Below are 17,744 nucleotides of genomic sequence, written 5' to 3'. Positions count from 1 at the left end.
TATAGTCAGCGTACATTTCCGAGGATCGCGCCATGAGCGAGCACCCTGCCGAACGTCGCCGCTTCAAACGTATTGCGTTCGATGCCCGAACCGAGCTGAGTCAGGGCGAGTCCACTTGGCCGGTGAAGTTGATTGACCTTTCACTGAAGGGCTTGCTGATCGAGCGACCCGATCCGTGGCTGGGCAATCCGCAGCAGGACTTTCTGGTCGACATTCATCTGAGCGAAGAGGCCGACATCACCATGGATGTGCAACTGGCCCACGACGACCATGGCCAACTCGGCTTTGTCTGCCTGCACATCAGCCTGGAGTCCATCGAGCGCCTGCGGCGATTGATTGAACTCAACCTCGCTGATCCGCAGGAGCTGGAGCGAGAATTGGGGGCGCTGATCGAAATCTAGAAGCCGCCGGCTCCCACAGGGTTGTGTATTAACCTGAAATTATTCGAACAACGCATCCAGCGCCTGCTCCAGACGCGTGACGGCAATAATCTGCAACCCGGCCGGCGCCTCCTTCGGCGCATTGCCCTTGGGCACGATGGCCCGCTTGAAGCCGTGCTTGGCGGCTTCCTTCAATCGCTCCTGACCGCTCGGCACCGGACGCACCTCACCGGAAAGCCCGACCTCGCCGAACACCAGCAGATCGTGGGGTAACGGCCGGTTGCGCAAACTGGACATCACAGCCGCCATCAACGCCAGGTCGGACGCCGTTTCCAGCACCTTGACCCCGCCGACCACGTTGAGAAACACGTCCTGGTCGTGGGTCGGAATGCCGCCGTGACGGTGCAGCACCGCCAGCAACATCGCCAGCCGGTTCTGATCCAGCCCAAGCGTGACTCGACGGGGGTTGGCCAGGTGACTGTCGTCCACCAACGCTTGTACCTCGACCAGCATCGGCCGCGTGCCTTCCCAGGTTGCCATCACCACGCTGCCCGGGACTTCTTCCTGGGCACGGGTCAGAAAAATCGCCGAGGGGTTGGAGACTTCTTTCAGACCCTTGTCGGTCATGCCGAACACGCCCAGTTCATTGACGGCACCGAAACGGTTCTTCACCGCCCGCAGCAGACGCAGGCGCCCGTCGGACTCGCCTTCGAAATACAGCACGGTATCGACCATGTGTTCCAGCACTCGAGGGCCAGCCAGCGCGCCTTCCTTGGTGACGTGGCCGACCAGGAAAATCGCCGTACCGCTCTGTTTGGCATAACGCACCAGCAACGCCGCGCTTTCACGCACCTGGGACACACCGCCCGGTGCCGATTGCAGTTGCTCGGTAAAGATCGTCTGGATCGAGTCGATCACCATCACCTTGGGCTTTTCCTGACGGGCCGTGGCAATGATGGCTTCGATGCAGGTTTCGGTCATGACCCGCAGTTGATCCTGAGGCAACCCCAGGCGCCGCGCACGCATGGCCACTTGTTGCTGGGATTCTTCACCAGTGACGTACAGCGCCGGCATGCTCTTGGCAAGGTTGCACAAGGTTTGCAACAGAATGGTCGACTTGCCGATGCCGGGGTCGCCACCGATCAGCACCACCGAGCCATCCACCAGACCACCACCCAGAACCCGGTCGAGCTCGCTGGAAGCGGTGGAGAAACGCGGAATTTCCTCGACACTGACTTCGGCCAGGGTCCTGATCTGCGCCTGCTGGCCTGCCCACCCGGTACGACCGCTGGGGGCCGCTGCCCCGCCGCTTTCCACCATGGTTTCGGTGAGTGTGTTCCAGGCTCCGCACTCACCGCATTGGCCGGCCCATTTGGGGAAGGTTGAGCCGCACTCGGTGCAGCCGTACATGCGCTTGGCCTTGGCCATCGGAACTCCCGGAAAAAAACGCGATGATAGCTCAGCTGAAGCGCGCGAGTGCGACCAGATACTTCGCAGCCCTTTTGATAATTTTAAACAGCCCCATTAAACTCAGACATATTGATACACACTCACTTACAGGCCTTGTATAAGTTTTTTGTTCCACATAACCAATAAACTCTAGAGACAGACCTTACTATACAACTTGAAAACCTATACACACCTTATTCATTTACACGTTTAAAACTCAACCCCGAAAACACTTACACAACGCACGGTCATCAACCCAGAGAAGCACGTAACTTGCCACCCCCGAAACTAACCAAATAGTCCACATCACTACAACTCCAATAGACTTTCAGTACCGCACGCTGACCACTAACTGCCCGATCAACGTTCAACGTCCCGATTCAGGGATAGTCCCTCAACCTTGCTCGCTCACACAAACGAAGCCATATCGCTGAAAAAACATCGTATACAAAACACCGCAGAAGGCCTGGCCGCCCCACAATTGAAATCCATCGGTGAATTTTTCAACACCACCCGCTGTCGATTGCTGGCAAGCACGGCAGGCAGTTGATTCGAGCAGAATGTGATTTGCTGATTTACACTGCGTTCATCAATCTCATCTGTAACAAGGAAATAACCTATGGGCGTGCTAAATGAGTTCAAGGCCTTCGCGGTCAAAGGCAACGTGGTCGACATGGCAGTCGGCATCATCATCGGTGCGGCCTTCGGCAAGATCGTTACCTCGTTTGTCGGTGACCTGATCATGCCGCCAATCGGCATGCTGATCGGTGGCGTGGACTTCAGTGATCTGGTCATAACCCTCAAGGCAGCGGAAGGCGCGACGCCGGCGGTGGTGCTGGCTTATGGCAAATTCTTCCAGACCATCATCGACTTTGTCATTGTCGCCTTCGCGATTTTCATGGGCGTCAAGGCCATCAACCGCCTGAAGCGCGAAGAGGCCGTGGCCCCTAGCCTGCCGCCGGTTCCAACCAAGGAAGAAGAGTTGCTGGGCGAGATCCGCGACTTGCTCAAGGCCCAGAACAACCGATCTTGATGGCATTAGCAAAAAAACGGCGCCTTCTTAGCGCCGTTTTTTTACCAGAAGTTTTCCACCGCCACCTGACCAGGTCGTCGGCTGAGGCTCAAGTGCATGCCCCGCTGTTTAAGCAGCTTGCGCGTGTCATCGATCATCTGCGGATTGCCGCACAGCATGACCCGAGAATGCTCAGGGGTCAGCGCAACACCCGCGGCGCGCTCCAGTTCGCCGTTTTCAATCAGCGTGGTGATCCGCCCATTCAATGACCCAGGATGCTGTTCACGAGTGACCGTGGTAATGAATTGAAGTTTATGGGCGTACTCCGCCAGATACTCACGTTTCGCCAACCCTGCGATCAACTCCTGATAAGCCAGTTCCCGGGCTTCGCGAACGCTGTAGACCAGGATGATCCGCTCGAATCGCTCCCAGACTTCGAAATCCTGAAGTATCGACAGGAACGGCGCGATGCCCGTGCCTGTGGATAACAGCCACAGATCGCGCCCATCGACAAACCGGTCCAGCGTCAGGTAACCGAACGCCTGGCGGTCGACCAGCAATGCATCGCCAACCCCCAGGCGACTCAGCTCGCTGGTGAACTCACCACCCGGTACGACAATGGAAAAGAACTCGAGGAACTCGTCAAAGGGCGAGGACACCATGGAGTAGGCGCGCCATACCGTGCTGCCGTCAGCCTTGGTGACGCCCAACCGGGCAAACTGCCCCGCCCGAAAACGAAACCCTGCGTCCCGGGTGGCCCGCAAGGTAAACAGGTTCGGGGTCAGCGGATGAACCTCGAGCAAGGTCTGACGGGTAAATTTTTCTTCACTGACGGACATGGAAGGCTCCAATCGAAAGATACCCCAGTGTCCCGCAAAGAAAGCAGCGTAACCACCGACAATTTGTAGTGGCATTAACGAGCACTACTGATCAAATATTAAACGTGACATACAACCATGATTGTAAAATGACATATGGCATTTCATAACTCATATATTGCCTAAGAACCTGAAACACACGTTTACAACAGTCAAAAGAGCAAAATTGTCGAACCATTGCCGTAAGAACTGTCCTACACTGCATGACGTGCCGCATTTCGGATCCAATCTTGTATCTGAACAAAAAACATGGAGATCACCCTATGGAGATCTGGAAGGAGTCACAGCTCAATCATTTGGCGCACACGCAAGAGATCAATACGGCCTATCGAATCGCGCTCAACTTTGCTAGAAACCTTGGATATAAATTTTGTGGTTTTTCAATTACTTCGAACTCAGTCGCGGCCGACGCCAATACGGTGAACCTGAACAATTTTCCCCATGAGTGGAACGATCAATATGAAAAAAACAACGCCACGCAAATAGATCCGGTAATAGCGCATTGCAATCACTCAACGTTGCCGGTTCTCTGGAGCGAAGAGCTTTTTTCCAGGACGCCATGGCTATGGCAGTTGCTACAGCAACAAGGTTTGCAGCATGGCTGGTCCCAGGCGATCCACGATGAGGAAAGCGGTCTGCGCAGTATTCTCAGCCTGGCCAGAAGCCATTGCCCGATTTCAGCCTATGAGCTGTACGAGCATCTTGGATTCTCGGTGTTCATCAGCCGCCATTTGCACGCTCTGGCGATCGCAATGCAACCGAGAAAACCGGCTCGCCCCCAGGCTCCCCCCTTGTCACGGCGGGAACTCGAGGTATTGAAACTGTCAGCCGATGGCAAGACGGCCTATGAAATTGCCAGGATCCTCAGTTTGAGTGAACGCACGGTCAATTTTCATGTGCACAGGGCTATCGAGAAGTTCGGCGTCAATAACAAGATTGCGGCAGTCATCGCCGCGGCCCGGTCCGGAGCCATCTGAAAGCGCCCGACTGCGGGAAAACCTGCGGGTAATCCAGGCAAAAAAAACGTACCATTTGCGGTCCTTCCTGAGTGATGGCGTGTAGACCTTCACGACGCATTACACTCGGACGGCTCCGCCCGCTCCAACGCCTTCGGGCAGCGGGACATCCGTTGATTACCCAGAGCCCCGCCCCATGCCTTTGCTCGAAACACCCTTCGCCAGCCTCGACCTGATCCGCCAGCCCGAACAGCAGAACGAACCGCTGCAAGCTTTCGATGCGGCCGATGAATACCTGCTCAATCATCTGGCCGAACAGCAGCCGGCGTCGGACACCCGGGTATTGGTGCTCAATGACAGTTTCGGCGCGCTGGCGGCCAGCCTGGCGGGCAAGGTGCAGGTGGTCAGCAGCGGTGATTCGTTCCTGGCCTTGCAGGGTCTGGAAAAGAACCTGGTGCGCAACGGCCTGGCCTTTGATGCGGTGCCGAGCGTACCCGCCAGCGAAACCCCAGCCGGGCCGTTCGACTGCGTGCTGATCCGTGTACCGAAAACCCTGGCCCTGCTGGAAGAACAACTGATCCGCCTGCAAGGCCAACTGGCACCTGGCGCCCAAGTGGTTGCCGCAGCCATGATCAAGCATCTGCCCCGGGCGGCGGGCGACTTGCTGGAGCGTTACATCGGTCCCGTGCAAGCCTCGTTGGCGGTGAAGAAGGCGCGGCTATTGATTGCCACGGCTCAGGACAAAACGCCAGCGGTGTCGCCTTACCCAACGCGATACAGACTCGACGAACCGGCCATCGAACTGCTCAACCACGCCAATGTGTTTTGCCGCGAAGGCCTGGACATCGGTACCCGGGCATTTTTGCCACACCTGCCAAAAAGCCTTGGCTCGGCGCGGGTCGCCGATCTCGGTTGTGGCAACGGCGTTCTGGCCATCGCCAGCGCCTTGCAAAACCCCGAGGCCCACTACACGCTGGTGGACGAGTCGTTCATGGCCGTGCAATCGGCCGCCGACAACTGGCGCGCAGCGCTGGGTGAACGGGAAGTGATCGTGCGCGCCGGTGATGGCCTGGCCGGCCAGGAACCGCAATCGCTTGACGTCGTGCTGTGCAATCCACCCTTTCACCAGCAACAGGTGGTGGGCGACTTCCTGGCCTGGAGGATGTTCCAGCAGGCCCGCGAAGCGCTGGTCGTGGGCGGCGCACTGTACATCGTCGGCAATCGTCACTTGGGTTACCACAGCAAGCTGGCGCGATTGTTCCGTGGTGTCGAGCAAGTGGCGGCCAATCCAAAGTTCGTGATCCTCAAGGCGCGCAAGTAACAGGCAAAAAAAACCCTCCGGTCGGAGGGTCGTAAAACCGTGCCCTGAGGCCACGGGAGAGATGTCAGTGCGTGGTCAGGCCGGCCGCGTTCATGAACAGACGCATCAGGCTGGCGACGATGAACAAGGCGCCCACGCTGCCGACCCAGATCAGGGCCAACCAGCCGAGCCGCTGCCACAGCGGCTTTTTTTCGGCTTCTTCAATGTCGTGCAGGGTGTGTTTGCCAGGCATGGCTCATTACTCCATTTAAGGTGGATGGCGTCTGTGAGGACGCCATCGCGAGCAAGCTCGCTCCTACAAAGGTTCGCGGTGCACAGGGCTAGTGGTAGCCGTCTTCATGGGTGACCTTGCCGCGGAACACGTAGTAGCTCCAGAAGGTGTAGCCCAGGATGAACGGGATGATGAACAGCGTGCCCACCAGCATGAAGCCCTGGCTTTGCGGCGGCGCGGCGGCGTCCCAGATCGAGATCGACGGCGGGATGATGTTCGGCCACAGGCTGATGCCCAACCCGCTGTAACCGAGGAAGATCAGCACCAGGGTCAGCAGGAACGGCGTGTAGTGCGCGTTGCGGGCCACGGCGCGGATCAGGCCGTACATCGTCACCAGCACCAGTATCGGCACCGGCATGAACCAGAACAGATTCGGCATGGTGAACCAGCGTGCGGCGATTTCCGTGTGGGCCAACGGGGTCCAGATGCTGACGATGCCGATCACCGCCAACAGCACGAAGGCCAATGGCCGTGCCAGGTCATGCATCTGCTCCTGCAACTTGCCTTCGGTCTTCATGATCAGCCAGGTGCAACCGAGCAACGCATACGCCACCACCAGCGCCGCACCACAGAACATCGTGAACGGTGTCAGCCAGTCCAGTGAACCACCGGCGAACTGCCGGTTGACCACTGGCAGCCCATCGATGAACGCGCCAAGCGCGACGCCCTGGAAGAACGTCGCAGTGACCGAGCCACCGATGAACGCCTTGTCCCACAGATGGCGCTTGTCGTCCCTGGCCTTGAAGCGGAACTCGAAGGCCACACCGCGGAAGATCAACCCGATCAACATCAGTATCAGCGGCAGGTACAACGCCGAGAGCACCACTGAATAGGCCAGTGGAAACGCGCCGAACAACGCCGCGCCACCCAACACCAGCCAGGTCTCGTTGCCGTCCCAGACAGGGGCGACGGTGTTCATCATCACATCGCGATCCGTCTTGCCCGGAATGAACGGGAAGAGAATGCCGATGCCAAGGTCAAAACCGTCCATGACCACGTACATCATGACGCCGAAGATGATGATCACGGCCCAGATCAGCGGAAGATCAATACCCATGATTCAAATCTCCTTGGTCAGGCTGTGGCCGGTATCGGTGTGATCGTCGTCGGCTGCGGACAGCGGACGGGCCGGTGTGCGTTTCTGGCCGGGGCCACCGTCGTTGGTTTCCTTGCCTTCGTCGATCTTCGGCCCCTTGCGCACCAGGCGCATCATGTAGCCAAGACCGGCGCCAAACAGCGCGAAATAAACCACGACAAACAGGATCAGGGTGATGCTCATCTGCACGAAGCTATGGTTGGACGACGCATCCGCCGTACGCATCAGGCCATAGACCACCCATGGCTGACGGCCGATTTCAGTGGTGAACCAGCCGGCGAGGATCGCGATCAGGCCAGACGGCCCCATCCACAATGCCAGGTACAGGAACGGCCGCGACGTGTAGAGGGTGTCGCGCTTGCGCAGCCACAGGCTCCACAAACCGGTGAAGATCATCAGGAAGCCCAGGCCGACCATGATCCGGAACGACCAGAACACGATGGTTGAATTCGGCCAGTCTTCAGGCGGGAACTCCTTGAGCGCCGGCACCTGTTTGTCCAGGGTGTGCGTGAGGATCAGGCTGCCCAGGTACGGGATCTCGACGGCGAATTTGGTTTTTTCCTCCTTCATGTCCGGCCAGCCGAACAGGATCAGCGGGGTCGCCTCGTTGCCCTTGTTTTCCCAGTGACCCTCGATTGCGGCGATTTTTGCCGGCTGATGCTCAAGCGTATTGAGACCGTGGAAGTCACCGATGACAGCCTGGATCGGCGCAACGATCAATGCCATCCACATGGCCATCGAGAGCATTTTGCGGATCGCCGGGTTGTCCTTGCCCCGCAGCAAATGCCAGGCCGCAGAGGAACCGACGAAGAAGGCCGTGGCGACGAACGCCGCCGTGGCCATGTGCATCAGGCGATACGGGAACGACGGGTTGAAGATAACCGCCAGCCAGTCGGTGGGTATGACCTGACCGTTGACGATTTCGAAGCCCTGCGGGGTCTGCATCCAGCTATTGGAAGCGAGAATCCAGAACGTGGAGATCAACGTACCGATGGCCACCATCACGGTGGCAAAGAAGTGCAGGCCACGCCCGACCTTGTTCCAGCCAAACAGCATGACGCCCAGGAACCCGGCTTCGAGGAAGAATGCCGTGAGCACTTCATAGGTCAGCAACGGCCCGGTCACGGAGCCGGCGAAGTCCGAGAAGCGGCTCCAGTTGGTGCCGAACTGATAGGCCATTACCAGGCCGGAAACCACCCCCATGCCGAAGTTGACCGCAAAGATCTTCGACCAGAAATGGTAGAGGTCACGGTAGGTGTCGTTATGGGTTTTCAGCCACAGGCCTTCGAGTACCGCCAGGTAACTCGCCAGGCCGATGGTGATGGCCGGAAACAGGATGTGGAACGAGATGGTGAACGCGAACTGAATTCGGGCGAGATCAAGTGCCTCTAAACCGAACATAAGTCTTCCTCTGTCAGGTAGTACGGCTGCCGGCTTAAAGCCTGCACCCACGGCCCCCACGGATATGGAGTGTGGCGAATCTCTGTTTGTTCTTTTTTTTGCACGCATCACAACGCAGGGAGTCTGGCCTTGCGGCCGCCGGATCAATTCCTTTTGTGGGTTTTGATCTGGATCAATCAACGTTGAAAGAGTAGTCCCAATTTCGGGGAGGAACCGCGTGGTCTTTTGCCGCGTGACAAGTTGCCTCACAGTTGGCGAAATGGCCTGAAACAGATTTTGGATGAAGCAATATCGATGTGGTGAGGGGGCTTGCCCCCGTCAGGTTGCGAAGCGACCTCAGCCCCCGGCAAAAATTCGTTTTGGCAGTTACCCCCTGATCGATCGTTTTTACGGCTGCTGCGCAGCCGAACGGGGGCAAGCCCCCTCACCACAAGGTTTTCGGCGTTTGAAAAATCGATGTCTGGCTAACTAAATCTTTTGTCATGGCAACTTTCTGTTACAGGTTGGTGATAATCTCGTCGTTCCCCTCTCCCCAGATTTTCCCGCAGATGCCCAGCCAAGAGCCCTTGCTGTTACGTCACCATCGCCCTTTTCTCGCGTTCTGGCTGGCCCGGGTATTTACCGCCAGCGGCTTCCAGATGCTCACCGTGGCCATCGGTTGGAACCTGTACCAACTGACCGGCAACGTGCTCGACCTGGGGCTGGTCGGCCTGGTCGAGTTCGCCCCGCGCGTGCTGTTCATGCTGCACACCGGGCACGTCGCCGACCGCTATGACCGGCGCAAGGTCGCTGCGATCTGCCAGTCCCTGCAGGCATTGATCGCCCTGTCGCTGGCCATCGGCAGCGCCACCGACCATGTCACCCGGGAATTGATCTTTATCCTGGCCTTCCTGCTCGGTGCCGCTCGCTCCTTTGAAATGCCCACCACCCAGGCCCTGCTGCCCAGTATCGTGCCGAGCGCGTTGTTTCCCCGCGCAGTGGCCGCCGCGCAATCGGCCCAGCAATCGGCAACCATCGTCGCCCCGGCCCTCGGTGGTTTGCTCTACGCCTTCGGCAGCGTCTGGGTGTATGGCCCGACGGTGCTTTTGTATGTCATCGCCTGTTCGCTGATGCTCAACCTACCGGCCCGGCAAACCCCGTTGAACAAGGGCAAGGCCACTCTGGATTCGCTGCTGGCGGGCATTCGCTTCATCCGCAGTCGTCCGGACATTCTCGGGGCGATCTCCCTCGATCTGTTCGCGGTGCTATTGGGTGGCGCCACGGCGCTGCTGCCGGTGTTCGCCAAGGACATTCTGCTGACCGGCCCGTGGGGGCTGGGCCTGCTGCGCTCGGCACCGGCGGTGGGCGCGCTACTGATGTCGCTGTTCCTGGCGCGCTTTGCCGTGGAGTGCAACGTCGGGCGGGTGATGTTCACCGCCGTAGGCATCTTCGGCGTGGCAACCATCGCCTTCGGCCTGTCGACCTCGTTCTGGTTTTCCCTGGCGGTGTTGGTGGTGTTGGGCGCGGCAGACATGATCAGCATGGTGATTCGCGCATCTTTCGTACAACTGGAAACCCCGGACGAAATGCGTGGCCGGGTCAGCGCCGTGAATGGTCTGTTCATCGGTGCTTCGAATCAGTTGGGCGAATTCGAATCGGGCCTGACTGCCCACTGGTTCGGCACCGTGCCCGCCGTGGTCATGGGCGGGATCGGCACGCTGGTGGTGACCGGGGTGTGGGTCAAACTGTTCCCGACTCTGGCCAGCCGCGATCGTATGCACGTGGCTAAAGATGACGAGAAGGAAGAGGCGAAAGTCTGACACTCTCTAAACCTAAACGAGCAACTCCCCCGCCACTGCCATGCGAGTGGCTTTACCGCAGAGTTGCTCCACCAGCGCCAGGGCAAACGCCAAAGCCGCGCCTGAGCCTTGGGCCGTGATGCAGTTGCCATCGACCACAACCGGTTGATCGACGAAGGTACAACCCGACAGTTGATGGCTGGCCGAGGGCAGGCAGGTCATGCGCCTTTGACGCAATACGCCAAAGGCTTGCAGCGCCACGGCGGGCGCTTCGGCGATGGCGGCGAACAGGCGACCGGCCGCTGCCTGATCCTTGATCAATTGTTGCAGAGGCTGGTGGGCTGACAGGTGCTGCGAACCCACCGCACCACCGGGCAAGGCAATCAGGTCGAAGGGTTGCGCCAGCAAGTCCACCAGCATCGCATCGGACGTCAGGCGAGTGCCGCGAGCGCAGGTGAGCATGCGTCTCCCTTCGATACTGGCCACCACCACTTCTACTTTGGCGCGACGCAGTACGTCGATCAGGGTGACGGTTTGCAGGTCATCGGTGCCCTCGGCGAGGGCAATCAAGGCTCTAAAGGTCATCAGGGACTGTCCACGGAATGATCTTTTAAGCGTAGTCAGCTTTCCCGACCCTTGTTCGAGACCTGTGGTTACTTGATGTAAAGCTGCGTCGACATCGTGTTACCGGGCGCGTTGATCGAGGTATTGCTGAAGGTCAGCGTGCCTTCCTGTTTGCCCGCCAGATCGAGGGCATACAAATAGCCGACGGTTTTTTCCCCGGGGGTGCAACTGGTCAGGTTGCCGTTCTTGAACGCGCAGACCGGTGTCCGTGTGCCGTTCACTTCGAAACCGTCGAGGGCAACATGGGCCTCACGCCCGTAACCCACTTCCAGCACGTACACCATGATGTTCGGGCCATTGTGATCGCAGCGCGTCCGGGTTTGCCCTTCGTCGATGTTTTCGACACCACAGGACGGCGACGCGACCTTGAGCACTTTCAATTGCGTCAGCGGCGCAGCAGAGGCCGCCACGGCCACTTGAGCCCCGAGAAACAACGCCATCCATACTCCGAAGACGGCAACCAGACGCTTTTTCATGCAGGACCCATCCACCCCAGAAAACCAGCGCGCAGTATGGCGCACTTGGCTTTGTCGCAAAACTTCGACGACGATCACCGCCAAAGCAGCCATATTCCCAAGCTACTGGTATGATGCGCGGCTTTTTCCGGCCCACAGTAATTTCCAGGCGCGTTCTGCTGCCTGTGCTTTGCTGTTGAGGTCGATACATTCACGGCGCCCGGCGCGCCACGGGGAGCAGACATGCTGGAAAGGCTGTTTCAACTCAAGGCACACAACACCAACGTGCGGACCGAGATTCTGGCGGGCGTCACGACCTTTTTGGCCATGGCCTACATTCTATTCGTCAACCCGAGCATCCTCGGCGAAACCGGCATGGACAAGGGCGCGGTGTTCGTCGCCACCTGCCTGGCTGCCGCCATCGGCTCGACGACCATGGGCCTGATCGCCAACTACCCGATCGCCCTCGCGCCGGGCATGGGCCTGAACGCCTTCTTCACCTACACCGTGGTCCTGCACATGGGCCATACCTGGCAAGTGGCGCTGGGTGCGGTGTTCATCTCGGCGGTGTGCTTCTTCCTGCTGTCGATCTTCCGCATCCGTGAATGGATCATCAACAGCATCCCGCTGCCGCTGCGCTCGGCGATTGCCGCCGGCATCGGCTTGTTCCTGGCACTGATCGCCCTGCACAACGCCGGTATCGTGGTCAGCAACCCGGCGACCATGGTCGGCCTCGGTGACCTGAAACAACCGGCTCCGATCCTCGCCACCCTCGGTTTTGCCCTGATCGTCGCCCTCGAAGCCCTTGCCGTGCGCGGCGCGGTGCTGATCGGCATTCTGGTGGTGACCATCGTTTCGATCGTCATGGGCTTCACCCCGTTCGGCGGCGTGATGTCGATGCCGCCGTCCCTCGCCCCGACCTTCCTGCAACTGGACATCAAAGGCGCACTGGACATCGGTCTGGTCAGCGTGATCTTCGCCTTCCTGTTCGTCGACCTGTTCGACAACTCCGGCACCCTGATCGGCGTGGCCAAGCGCGCCGGCCTGATGGGCAAAGACGGCCATATGCCGAAAATGGGCCGCGCGCTGATCGCCGACAGCACCGCCGCCATGGCCGGTTCCCTGCTGGGCACCTCGACCACCACCAGCTACATCGAATCTGCTGCTGGCGTGAGTGCCGGCGGCCGCACCGGCCTGACCGCCGTCGTGGTGGCGATCCTGTTCTTGCTGGCGCTGTTCTTCTCGCCACTGGCCGCCAGCGTTCCGGCCTTCGCCACTGCACCGGCACTGCTGTTCGTCGCCGTGCTGATGACATCCGGCCTGGCCGAAATAGACTGGGACGACATTACAGTCGCCGCGCCTGTGGTGATCACCGCGCTGGCAATGCCGTTCACTTACTCCATCGCCAATGGCATCGCCTTCGGTTTCATTTCCTGGACCGCCATCAAGCTGATGTCCGGTCGCGGCCGTGAGCTGAACCCGGCGCTGGTGATCCTGTCGATTCTGTTCGTGATCAAGCTGGGTTGGTTCAACGCATGACTTTTGATTCCCAGGCCTATGCCGTTCAGCTCGAAGAAAAGGTCACGCGTCTGCGTGACCTGCTGGCCCCGTTCGATGCATCGGAGCCAGCCGTTTTCGATTCGCCGCTGAAAAACTTCCGCCTGCGCGCCGAGTTCCGCCTGTGGCGCGAGGCCGGCGAGCGTCACTACGCGATGTTTTCCCAGGAAGACAAACGCACGCCAATCCTGATCGAAGAATTCCCGATTGCCAGCCTGCGCATCAATCAGTTGATGCCGCAGCTGAAGGCAGCCTGGCAAGCGAGTGCGCCCCTGAGCCACAAGCTGTTCCAGGTGGAGTTCCTGACCACTCTGGCCGGCGATGCGATGATCACCCTGTGCTATCACCGCCCGCTGGACGAGCACTGGCATGCGGCGGCGTCGAAACTCGCGGCCGACTTGAACGTCAGCATCATCGGCCGCTCCAAGGGCAAACGCGAAGTCATCGGTCACGATTACGTGGTCGAGAAGCTGGAAGTCGGCGGCCGCACCTTCAGCTATCGCCAGCCCGAAGGCGCGTTCACCCAGCCCAACGGCACGGTGAACCAGAAGATGCTCAACTGGGCATACGATGCGCTTGGCGATCGCTCCGATGATTTGCTGGAGCTGTATTGCGGCAACGGCAACTTCACCCTGCCGCTCGCCACCCGCGTGCGCAAGGTGCTGGCCACCGAAATCAGCAAGACTTCGGTCAACGCGGCCTTGAGCAACCTCAGCGAAAACGCAGTGGATAACGTCACCCTGGTGCGTTTGTCCGCCGAAGAGCTGACCGAAGCCCTGAACGAAGTGCGTCCGTTCCGGCGCCTGCACGGCATCGACCTCAAGAGCTACGAGTTCGGCAGCGTGTTCGTCGACCCGCCCCGCGCCGGCATGGACCCGGACACCTGCGAGCTGACCCGGCGCTTCGACAACATCCTGTACATCTCCTGCAACCCGGAGACCCTGGCGGCCAACATCGCCCAACTGCACGACACCCACCGCATCTCCCGATGCGCAATGTTCGACCAGTTCCCGTGGACCCATCACATGGAATCCGGGGTGATGCTGACCCGGCGTTGATGGCGCCTGCCAGGCACAAAAAAGCCGTCTTCACGACGGCTTTTTTGTGGGCGTTTACAAGACAACATCGACCTTGCGCGGGCGCCCGCCTTTCCTGCCGTTGGCCCGCGCGGCTTCAGACTTTGCGGCGCTGCTCTGACGACCATTGCGCGAAGCGACGACCGAGGCCGCCATGGCCATCAGCGACTTGCTCGCAGAAATCATCCCGGCGATGGATACATGCAGGTCCTTGCCTTCATGGCATAGGGCAGTACCCGCATAGCCGACAGTCAGACTGGCGAAGTCCCCGCCCTCAAAATCATCGAACTCCGGATAGTTGGCCACGGGCAACAATACGCCGCTGCCGTCTTCGAAGCTGACAGCCAGGCAGGGGGGCTGGTAGGTAACCGCTGTCGCCTGCAGGCTATTTTTTCTACGTAATTCGCCACGTTCAATGGCTTTGTCCAGGCTACTTTCCGTTACGGGATTATCGGCCTGAACCTTGGCTTTTATCGTTTTCATAACTCGATCTCCACACCTTCCTGTGTGCCTATCAGGGACAGCAACGTCTTGTTCGATTCGGGTTCGTAGCAAGCCGATCCAATCATGTTGGTGGTACTGACAACCCTTTTCACCACAACGACTTCGTTGCTTTGCCAGTCCCACAATTGATTATCAAGACAGGCCGTTTGTAACTTTCGCCACCAGATGCCCCGGGCGCGCCGCAAATGGGCAGGTTGCTGGAGCGATTGGCGCAATCCCTCAAGCACCGCCAACGGTGGCCGACGCGAAAGCGGAACTACATCCCAGAGCTCGACACCGTTGTGCCAAAAGCAGAACCTGAATCTCGCACTCCACGTACCGGCCTCCACATGCGCATGAGGCGGACAATGCTCGTCTCGCAACATGATCACTACCGACAGTCCTTTGTAATTGCATACCTTCATGCTAACCCATCCGTTAGGTTAATGAATCCGAGGATTCGACATTCTCTGGAAAATCCGACCGTTGGCAATGGCCGTCGAATCACTTCTTCCGTCCTCAGACTAGTGTCCTGCCGTTACCCAGCCCTGCGGAACACCGCGCGCAATGGTAAGGAATCCTTTCATTACGGCGCTGGCACCTGATAAATACTAATCCAGGTACTTCATCTGATCCCCGGTGTAATCAATCATGCAGCGACAATTCGAAGATCTTCAGTTGGGCAGCATTGAGCTGTTTTGCCTGGCCGCCGAGGCCGGCAGTTTTACTGCCGCGGCGCTGGTGGCGGGTGTCACCCCAGCTGCCGTGAGCCGTTCGGTGTCGCGCATGGAGGAGCGCCTGGGCGTGCGTCTGTTTGCGCGCACCACCCGCAGCGTGAAGCTGACCGACAGTGGTCGTCGCTATTACGAGGAGTGCCGCCTGGCCCTGGCGCAACTGATCGAGGCCCAGCGCGAGGTGATGGGCCAGCAGCAAGTGCCGTCCGGCACCTTGCGCATCAGTATTCCGACCACCTACGCGCATCATCGAATCCTGCCTTTGTTGCCCGAATTTCGGGCGCGCTATCCGGCGGTGAAGGTCGAGTCGCACATCAGCAATCGCAACATCGATTTCGTCGGCGAAGGCTACGACATGGCGATTCGCGTGCGAGCCATCCCGGATTCCGGCCTGATCGCCCGCCCGTTGGAAGATGCTGCCCTGGTGATGATCGCCAGCCCCGACTACCTGAAACGGGCCGGCACTCCGCAAACCCTCGACGACCTCGAAAACCACGAGTGCATTCAGTACGAATTGCCCAGCAGCGGCCGGCGTATTGCCTGGTTGTTCAACGATGAAGGCGTACCCCGGGAAATTCTCGCCGAGGGCAGCCTCAGTTGTTCCGACGATGTACTGGGCGGTGTCACCTTGGCCAAACACGGGGCGGGGTTGTTTCAGACCTATCGTTTTATCGTGGAAAAGGAACTGGCCGACGGCTCGCTGGTGGAAGTGCTCAAGCCCTATGGCGGGCGCTCCCGGCCGTTTACCTTGCTGTACCCGCAAAGTCGCCATGTACCGCTACGCTTGAGGGCGTTCATTGATTTTCTGGTGGAGCATTTGCCGCGCTGAACACCGAAAGTGTCCGATCACCGCCCACAACCCGTCAGCGTGCCTTCACTCCAATTGACCAAATTAACTAGTTAGTACAATTTATCTCCACAGGCCGGGATCCTCGGCCGATTCCAAAAATAATAAGTGGAGAGATTCCGATGTCCCCTATCGTTCTGGTGCTCAACGGCCCGAACCTGAACCTGCTCGGCACCCGTGAACCGGCGACTTACGGCCACGAAACCCTGGCAGACATTTCGACCCTGTGCGCACGTAGCGCCGAAGAATTTGGCCTGGCAGTGGAGTTTCGCCAGACCAACCATGAAGGCGAATTGCTCGACTGGATTCACGCCGCCCGCGGTCGCTGCGCCGGGATCGTCATCAATCCTGCCGCGTGGACTCATACCTCGGTCGCCATCCGCGACGCCCTGGTCGCCAGCGAACTGCCGGTGATCGAAGTCCACCTGTCCAACGTGCACGCCCGCGAGCCCTTCCGCCACCACTCGTTCGTATCCGCCATTGCAACGGCGGTGATGGCCGGTTTTGGCAGTCATGGCTATCGCCTGGCGCTGGAACACTTCAGTCATCGTTTGAAGGGGTGCTCGCCGTGACTCAGACCCACGTGATACTGGCCGGGCTGATTGGCGCCGGCATCCAGGCTTCCCGCACACCAGCCATGCACGAGCATGAAGGCGATGCCCAGGGACTGCGCTACCTCTATCGCCTGATCGATCTTGATCAGTTGAAGCTCGACAGCAACGCCCTGCCCGACCTGTTGATGGCTGCCGAGCGCATGAACTACACCGGGCTGAACATCACCTTTCCATGCAAGCAAGCGATCATCCCGCTGCTCGACGAACTCTCGCCGGAGGCCCGCGGTATTGGTGCGGTCAACACGGTGGTGCTCAAGGATGGCAAACGCATCGGCCACAACACCGATTGCCTGGGCTTTGCCGAGGGTTTTCGCCGGGGCTTGAAGGGCGTTGCCGTTGAACGTGTCGTACAAATGGGCGCCGGCGGCGCAGGTGCAGCGGTGGCCCACGCGTTGTTGAGCGAAGGCGTACAACAGCTAAGCATTTTTGACGTGGACATCCGCCGCGCCCAGGATCTGGCTGACAATCTCAATCAGCATTTCGGCGTCGCTCGAGCGGTGGCCGGGTATGACCTGCCCAACGCCATGGCCCAAGCTGACGGCCTGGTGAACACCACGCCGATGGGTATGAAAAAGCTGCCAGGCATGCCAGTGCCGGTGGAGCTGCTGCGGGCCGAACTGTGGGTAGCGGAGATCGTCTACTTCCCGCTGGAAACCGAACTGCTGCGCAACGCCCGCGCCCTCGGTTGCCGGACGCTGGACGGCGGCAACATGGCGGTGTTTCAGGCGGTGAAGGCGTTCGAGTTGTTCAGCGGCGTGGTGCCGGATGCCCAGCGGATGCTTGAACATTTCCAGAGCATGAATGACTGAATG

General features: G+C 59.3%; 19 protein-coding genes. 10 read left to right on the top strand and 9 right to left on the bottom strand.

Translation table 11 applies throughout. From position 1 onward, the window contains the following. Window positions 1-32: 32 nt before the first annotated feature. Complete coding sequence (locus VC35_RS17880) at window positions 33-401, top strand: PilZ domain-containing protein (RefSeq protein ID WP_046041754.1); 369 nt, start codon at window positions 33-35, stop codon at window positions 399-401. A gap of 39 nt (window positions 402-440) precedes the next feature. Here the strand turns inward: VC35_RS17880 and radA are convergent, their stop codons facing one another. Beyond that, on the bottom strand, window positions 441-1,808 hold the full coding sequence (radA, locus tag VC35_RS17875; protein ID WP_046041753.1) for a DNA repair protein RadA: 1,368 nt from the start codon (window positions 1,806-1,808) through the stop codon (window positions 441-443). Between the two features lie 640 nt (window positions 1,809-2,448). Here radA and mscL point away from each other — a divergent pair. Beyond that, a complete protein-coding gene (mscL, locus tag VC35_RS17870) occupies window positions 2,449-2,862 on the top strand; it encodes a large-conductance mechanosensitive channel protein MscL (RefSeq protein WP_046041752.1) in 414 nt (137 codons plus the stop codon). Between the two features lie 41 nt (window positions 2,863-2,903). On the opposite strand, the gene VC35_RS17865 is transcribed toward mscL, so the two are convergent. Further along, on the bottom strand, window positions 2,904-3,680 hold the full coding sequence (locus tag VC35_RS17865) for a ferredoxin--NADP reductase (protein WP_046041751.1): 777 nt from the start codon (window positions 3,678-3,680) through the stop codon (window positions 2,904-2,906). A gap of 302 nt (window positions 3,681-3,982) precedes the next feature. On the opposite strand from VC35_RS17865, the gene VC35_RS17860 reads away from it, so the two are divergent. Next, window positions 3,983-4,696, top strand: coding sequence for a helix-turn-helix transcriptional regulator (locus VC35_RS17860; RefSeq protein ID WP_046041750.1), 714 nt, complete (start codon window positions 3,983-3,985; stop codon window positions 4,694-4,696). A gap of 175 nt (window positions 4,697-4,871) precedes the next feature. Further along, the gene (locus tag VC35_RS17855) at window positions 4,872-5,996 is read left to right on the top strand and encodes a methyltransferase (protein ID WP_046041749.1); all 1,125 of its coding nucleotides are present in this window, start codon (window positions 4,872-4,874) and stop codon (window positions 5,994-5,996) included. Between the two features lie 64 nt (window positions 5,997-6,060). Here the strand turns inward: VC35_RS17855 and VC35_RS29015 are convergent, their stop codons facing one another. The 3 genes from VC35_RS29015 to VC35_RS17845 all read right to left on the bottom strand — a co-directional run bounded on the left by VC35_RS29015 (window position 6,061) and on the right by VC35_RS17845 (window position 8,764). Further along, window positions 6,061-6,228: a DUF2474 domain-containing protein gene (locus VC35_RS29015; protein ID WP_080925332.1), complete on the bottom strand. Its 168-nt coding sequence runs from the start codon at window positions 6,226-6,228 to the stop codon at window positions 6,061-6,063. A gap of 88 nt (window positions 6,229-6,316) precedes the next feature. Further along, window positions 6,317-7,324 carry a cytochrome d ubiquinol oxidase subunit II gene (gene cydB / locus VC35_RS17850; protein WP_046041748.1) on the bottom strand — a complete coding sequence of 336 codons (1,008 nt, stop codon included), beginning with the start codon at window positions 7,322-7,324 and terminating at the stop codon, window positions 6,317-6,319. A gap of 3 nt (window positions 7,325-7,327) precedes the next feature. Further along, window positions 7,328-8,764, bottom strand: coding sequence for a cytochrome ubiquinol oxidase subunit I (locus VC35_RS17845; RefSeq protein ID WP_046041747.1), 1,437 nt, complete (start codon window positions 8,762-8,764; stop codon window positions 7,328-7,330). A 548-nt stretch (window positions 8,765-9,312) separates the two neighbouring features. Between VC35_RS17845 and VC35_RS17840 the strand changes: the two genes are divergently transcribed. Beyond that, window positions 9,313-10,563, top strand: coding sequence for an MFS transporter (locus tag VC35_RS17840; protein WP_046041746.1), 1,251 nt, complete (start codon window positions 9,313-9,315; stop codon window positions 10,561-10,563). A gap of 12 nt (window positions 10,564-10,575) precedes the next feature. Here VC35_RS17840 and VC35_RS17835 read toward each other — a convergent pair whose 3' ends face one another. Both VC35_RS17835 and VC35_RS17830 read right to left on the bottom strand, forming a co-directional pair. After that, a complete protein-coding gene (locus VC35_RS17835) occupies window positions 10,576-11,127 on the bottom strand; it encodes a DJ-1 family glyoxalase III (RefSeq protein WP_046041745.1) in 552 nt (183 codons plus the stop codon). A 68-nt stretch (window positions 11,128-11,195) separates the two neighbouring features. Then, window positions 11,196-11,642 (bottom strand): DUF4879 domain-containing protein, encoded by a 447-nt coding sequence (locus VC35_RS17830; RefSeq protein ID WP_046041836.1) that lies wholly within the window; start codon window positions 11,640-11,642, stop codon window positions 11,196-11,198. A gap of 222 nt (window positions 11,643-11,864) precedes the next feature. Between VC35_RS17830 and VC35_RS17825 the strand changes: the two genes are divergently transcribed. Next, window positions 11,865-13,160 (top strand): NCS2 family permease, encoded by a 1,296-nt coding sequence (locus VC35_RS17825; RefSeq protein ID WP_046041744.1) that lies wholly within the window; start codon window positions 11,865-11,867, stop codon window positions 13,158-13,160. Beyond that, window positions 13,157-14,236, top strand: coding sequence for a tRNA (uridine(54)-C5)-methyltransferase TrmA (trmA, locus tag VC35_RS17820; RefSeq protein WP_046041743.1), 1,080 nt, complete (start codon window positions 13,157-13,159; stop codon window positions 14,234-14,236). The genes VC35_RS17825 and trmA overlap by 4 nt, the downstream gene beginning before the upstream one ends. A 54-nt stretch (window positions 14,237-14,290) precedes the next feature. Here the strand turns inward: trmA and VC35_RS17815 are convergent, their stop codons facing one another. Both VC35_RS17815 and VC35_RS17810 read right to left on the bottom strand, forming a co-directional pair. Further along, a complete protein-coding gene (locus VC35_RS17815) occupies window positions 14,291-14,737 on the bottom strand; it encodes a DUF2442 domain-containing protein (protein ID WP_046041742.1) in 447 nt (148 codons plus the stop codon). Then, window positions 14,734-15,162, bottom strand: coding sequence for a hypothetical protein (locus VC35_RS17810; RefSeq protein ID WP_046041741.1), 429 nt, complete (start codon window positions 15,160-15,162; stop codon window positions 14,734-14,736). The genes VC35_RS17815 and VC35_RS17810 overlap by 4 nt, the downstream gene beginning before the upstream one ends. A 226-nt stretch (window positions 15,163-15,388) precedes the next feature. Here VC35_RS17810 and VC35_RS17805 point away from each other — a divergent pair, with 226 nt between their 5' ends. From VC35_RS17805 to VC35_RS17795, 3 genes are all read left to right on the top strand, one after another. Continuing rightward, a complete protein-coding gene (locus VC35_RS17805; RefSeq protein WP_046041740.1) occupies window positions 15,389-16,300 on the top strand; it encodes a LysR family transcriptional regulator in 912 nt (303 codons plus the stop codon). 140 nt (window positions 16,301-16,440) lie between these two features. Continuing rightward, complete coding sequence (aroQ, locus tag VC35_RS17800; RefSeq protein ID WP_046041739.1) at window positions 16,441-16,890, top strand: type II 3-dehydroquinate dehydratase; 450 nt, start codon at window positions 16,441-16,443, stop codon at window positions 16,888-16,890. Then, window positions 16,887-17,741 (top strand): shikimate dehydrogenase, encoded by an 855-nt coding sequence (locus VC35_RS17795; protein WP_046041835.1) that lies wholly within the window; start codon window positions 16,887-16,889, stop codon window positions 17,739-17,741. Before aroQ ends, VC35_RS17795 begins: the two co-directional genes overlap by 4 nt. The last annotated feature ends 3 nt before the right edge of the window (window positions 17,742-17,744 follow it).

The organism is Pseudomonas fluorescens (genome assembly GCF_000967965.1).
GTDB classification, from domain to species: Bacteria; Pseudomonadota; Gammaproteobacteria; order Pseudomonadales; family Pseudomonadaceae; genus Aquipseudomonas; species Aquipseudomonas grandcourensis.
This window is presented reverse-complemented; position numbering and strand designations above follow the sequence as displayed.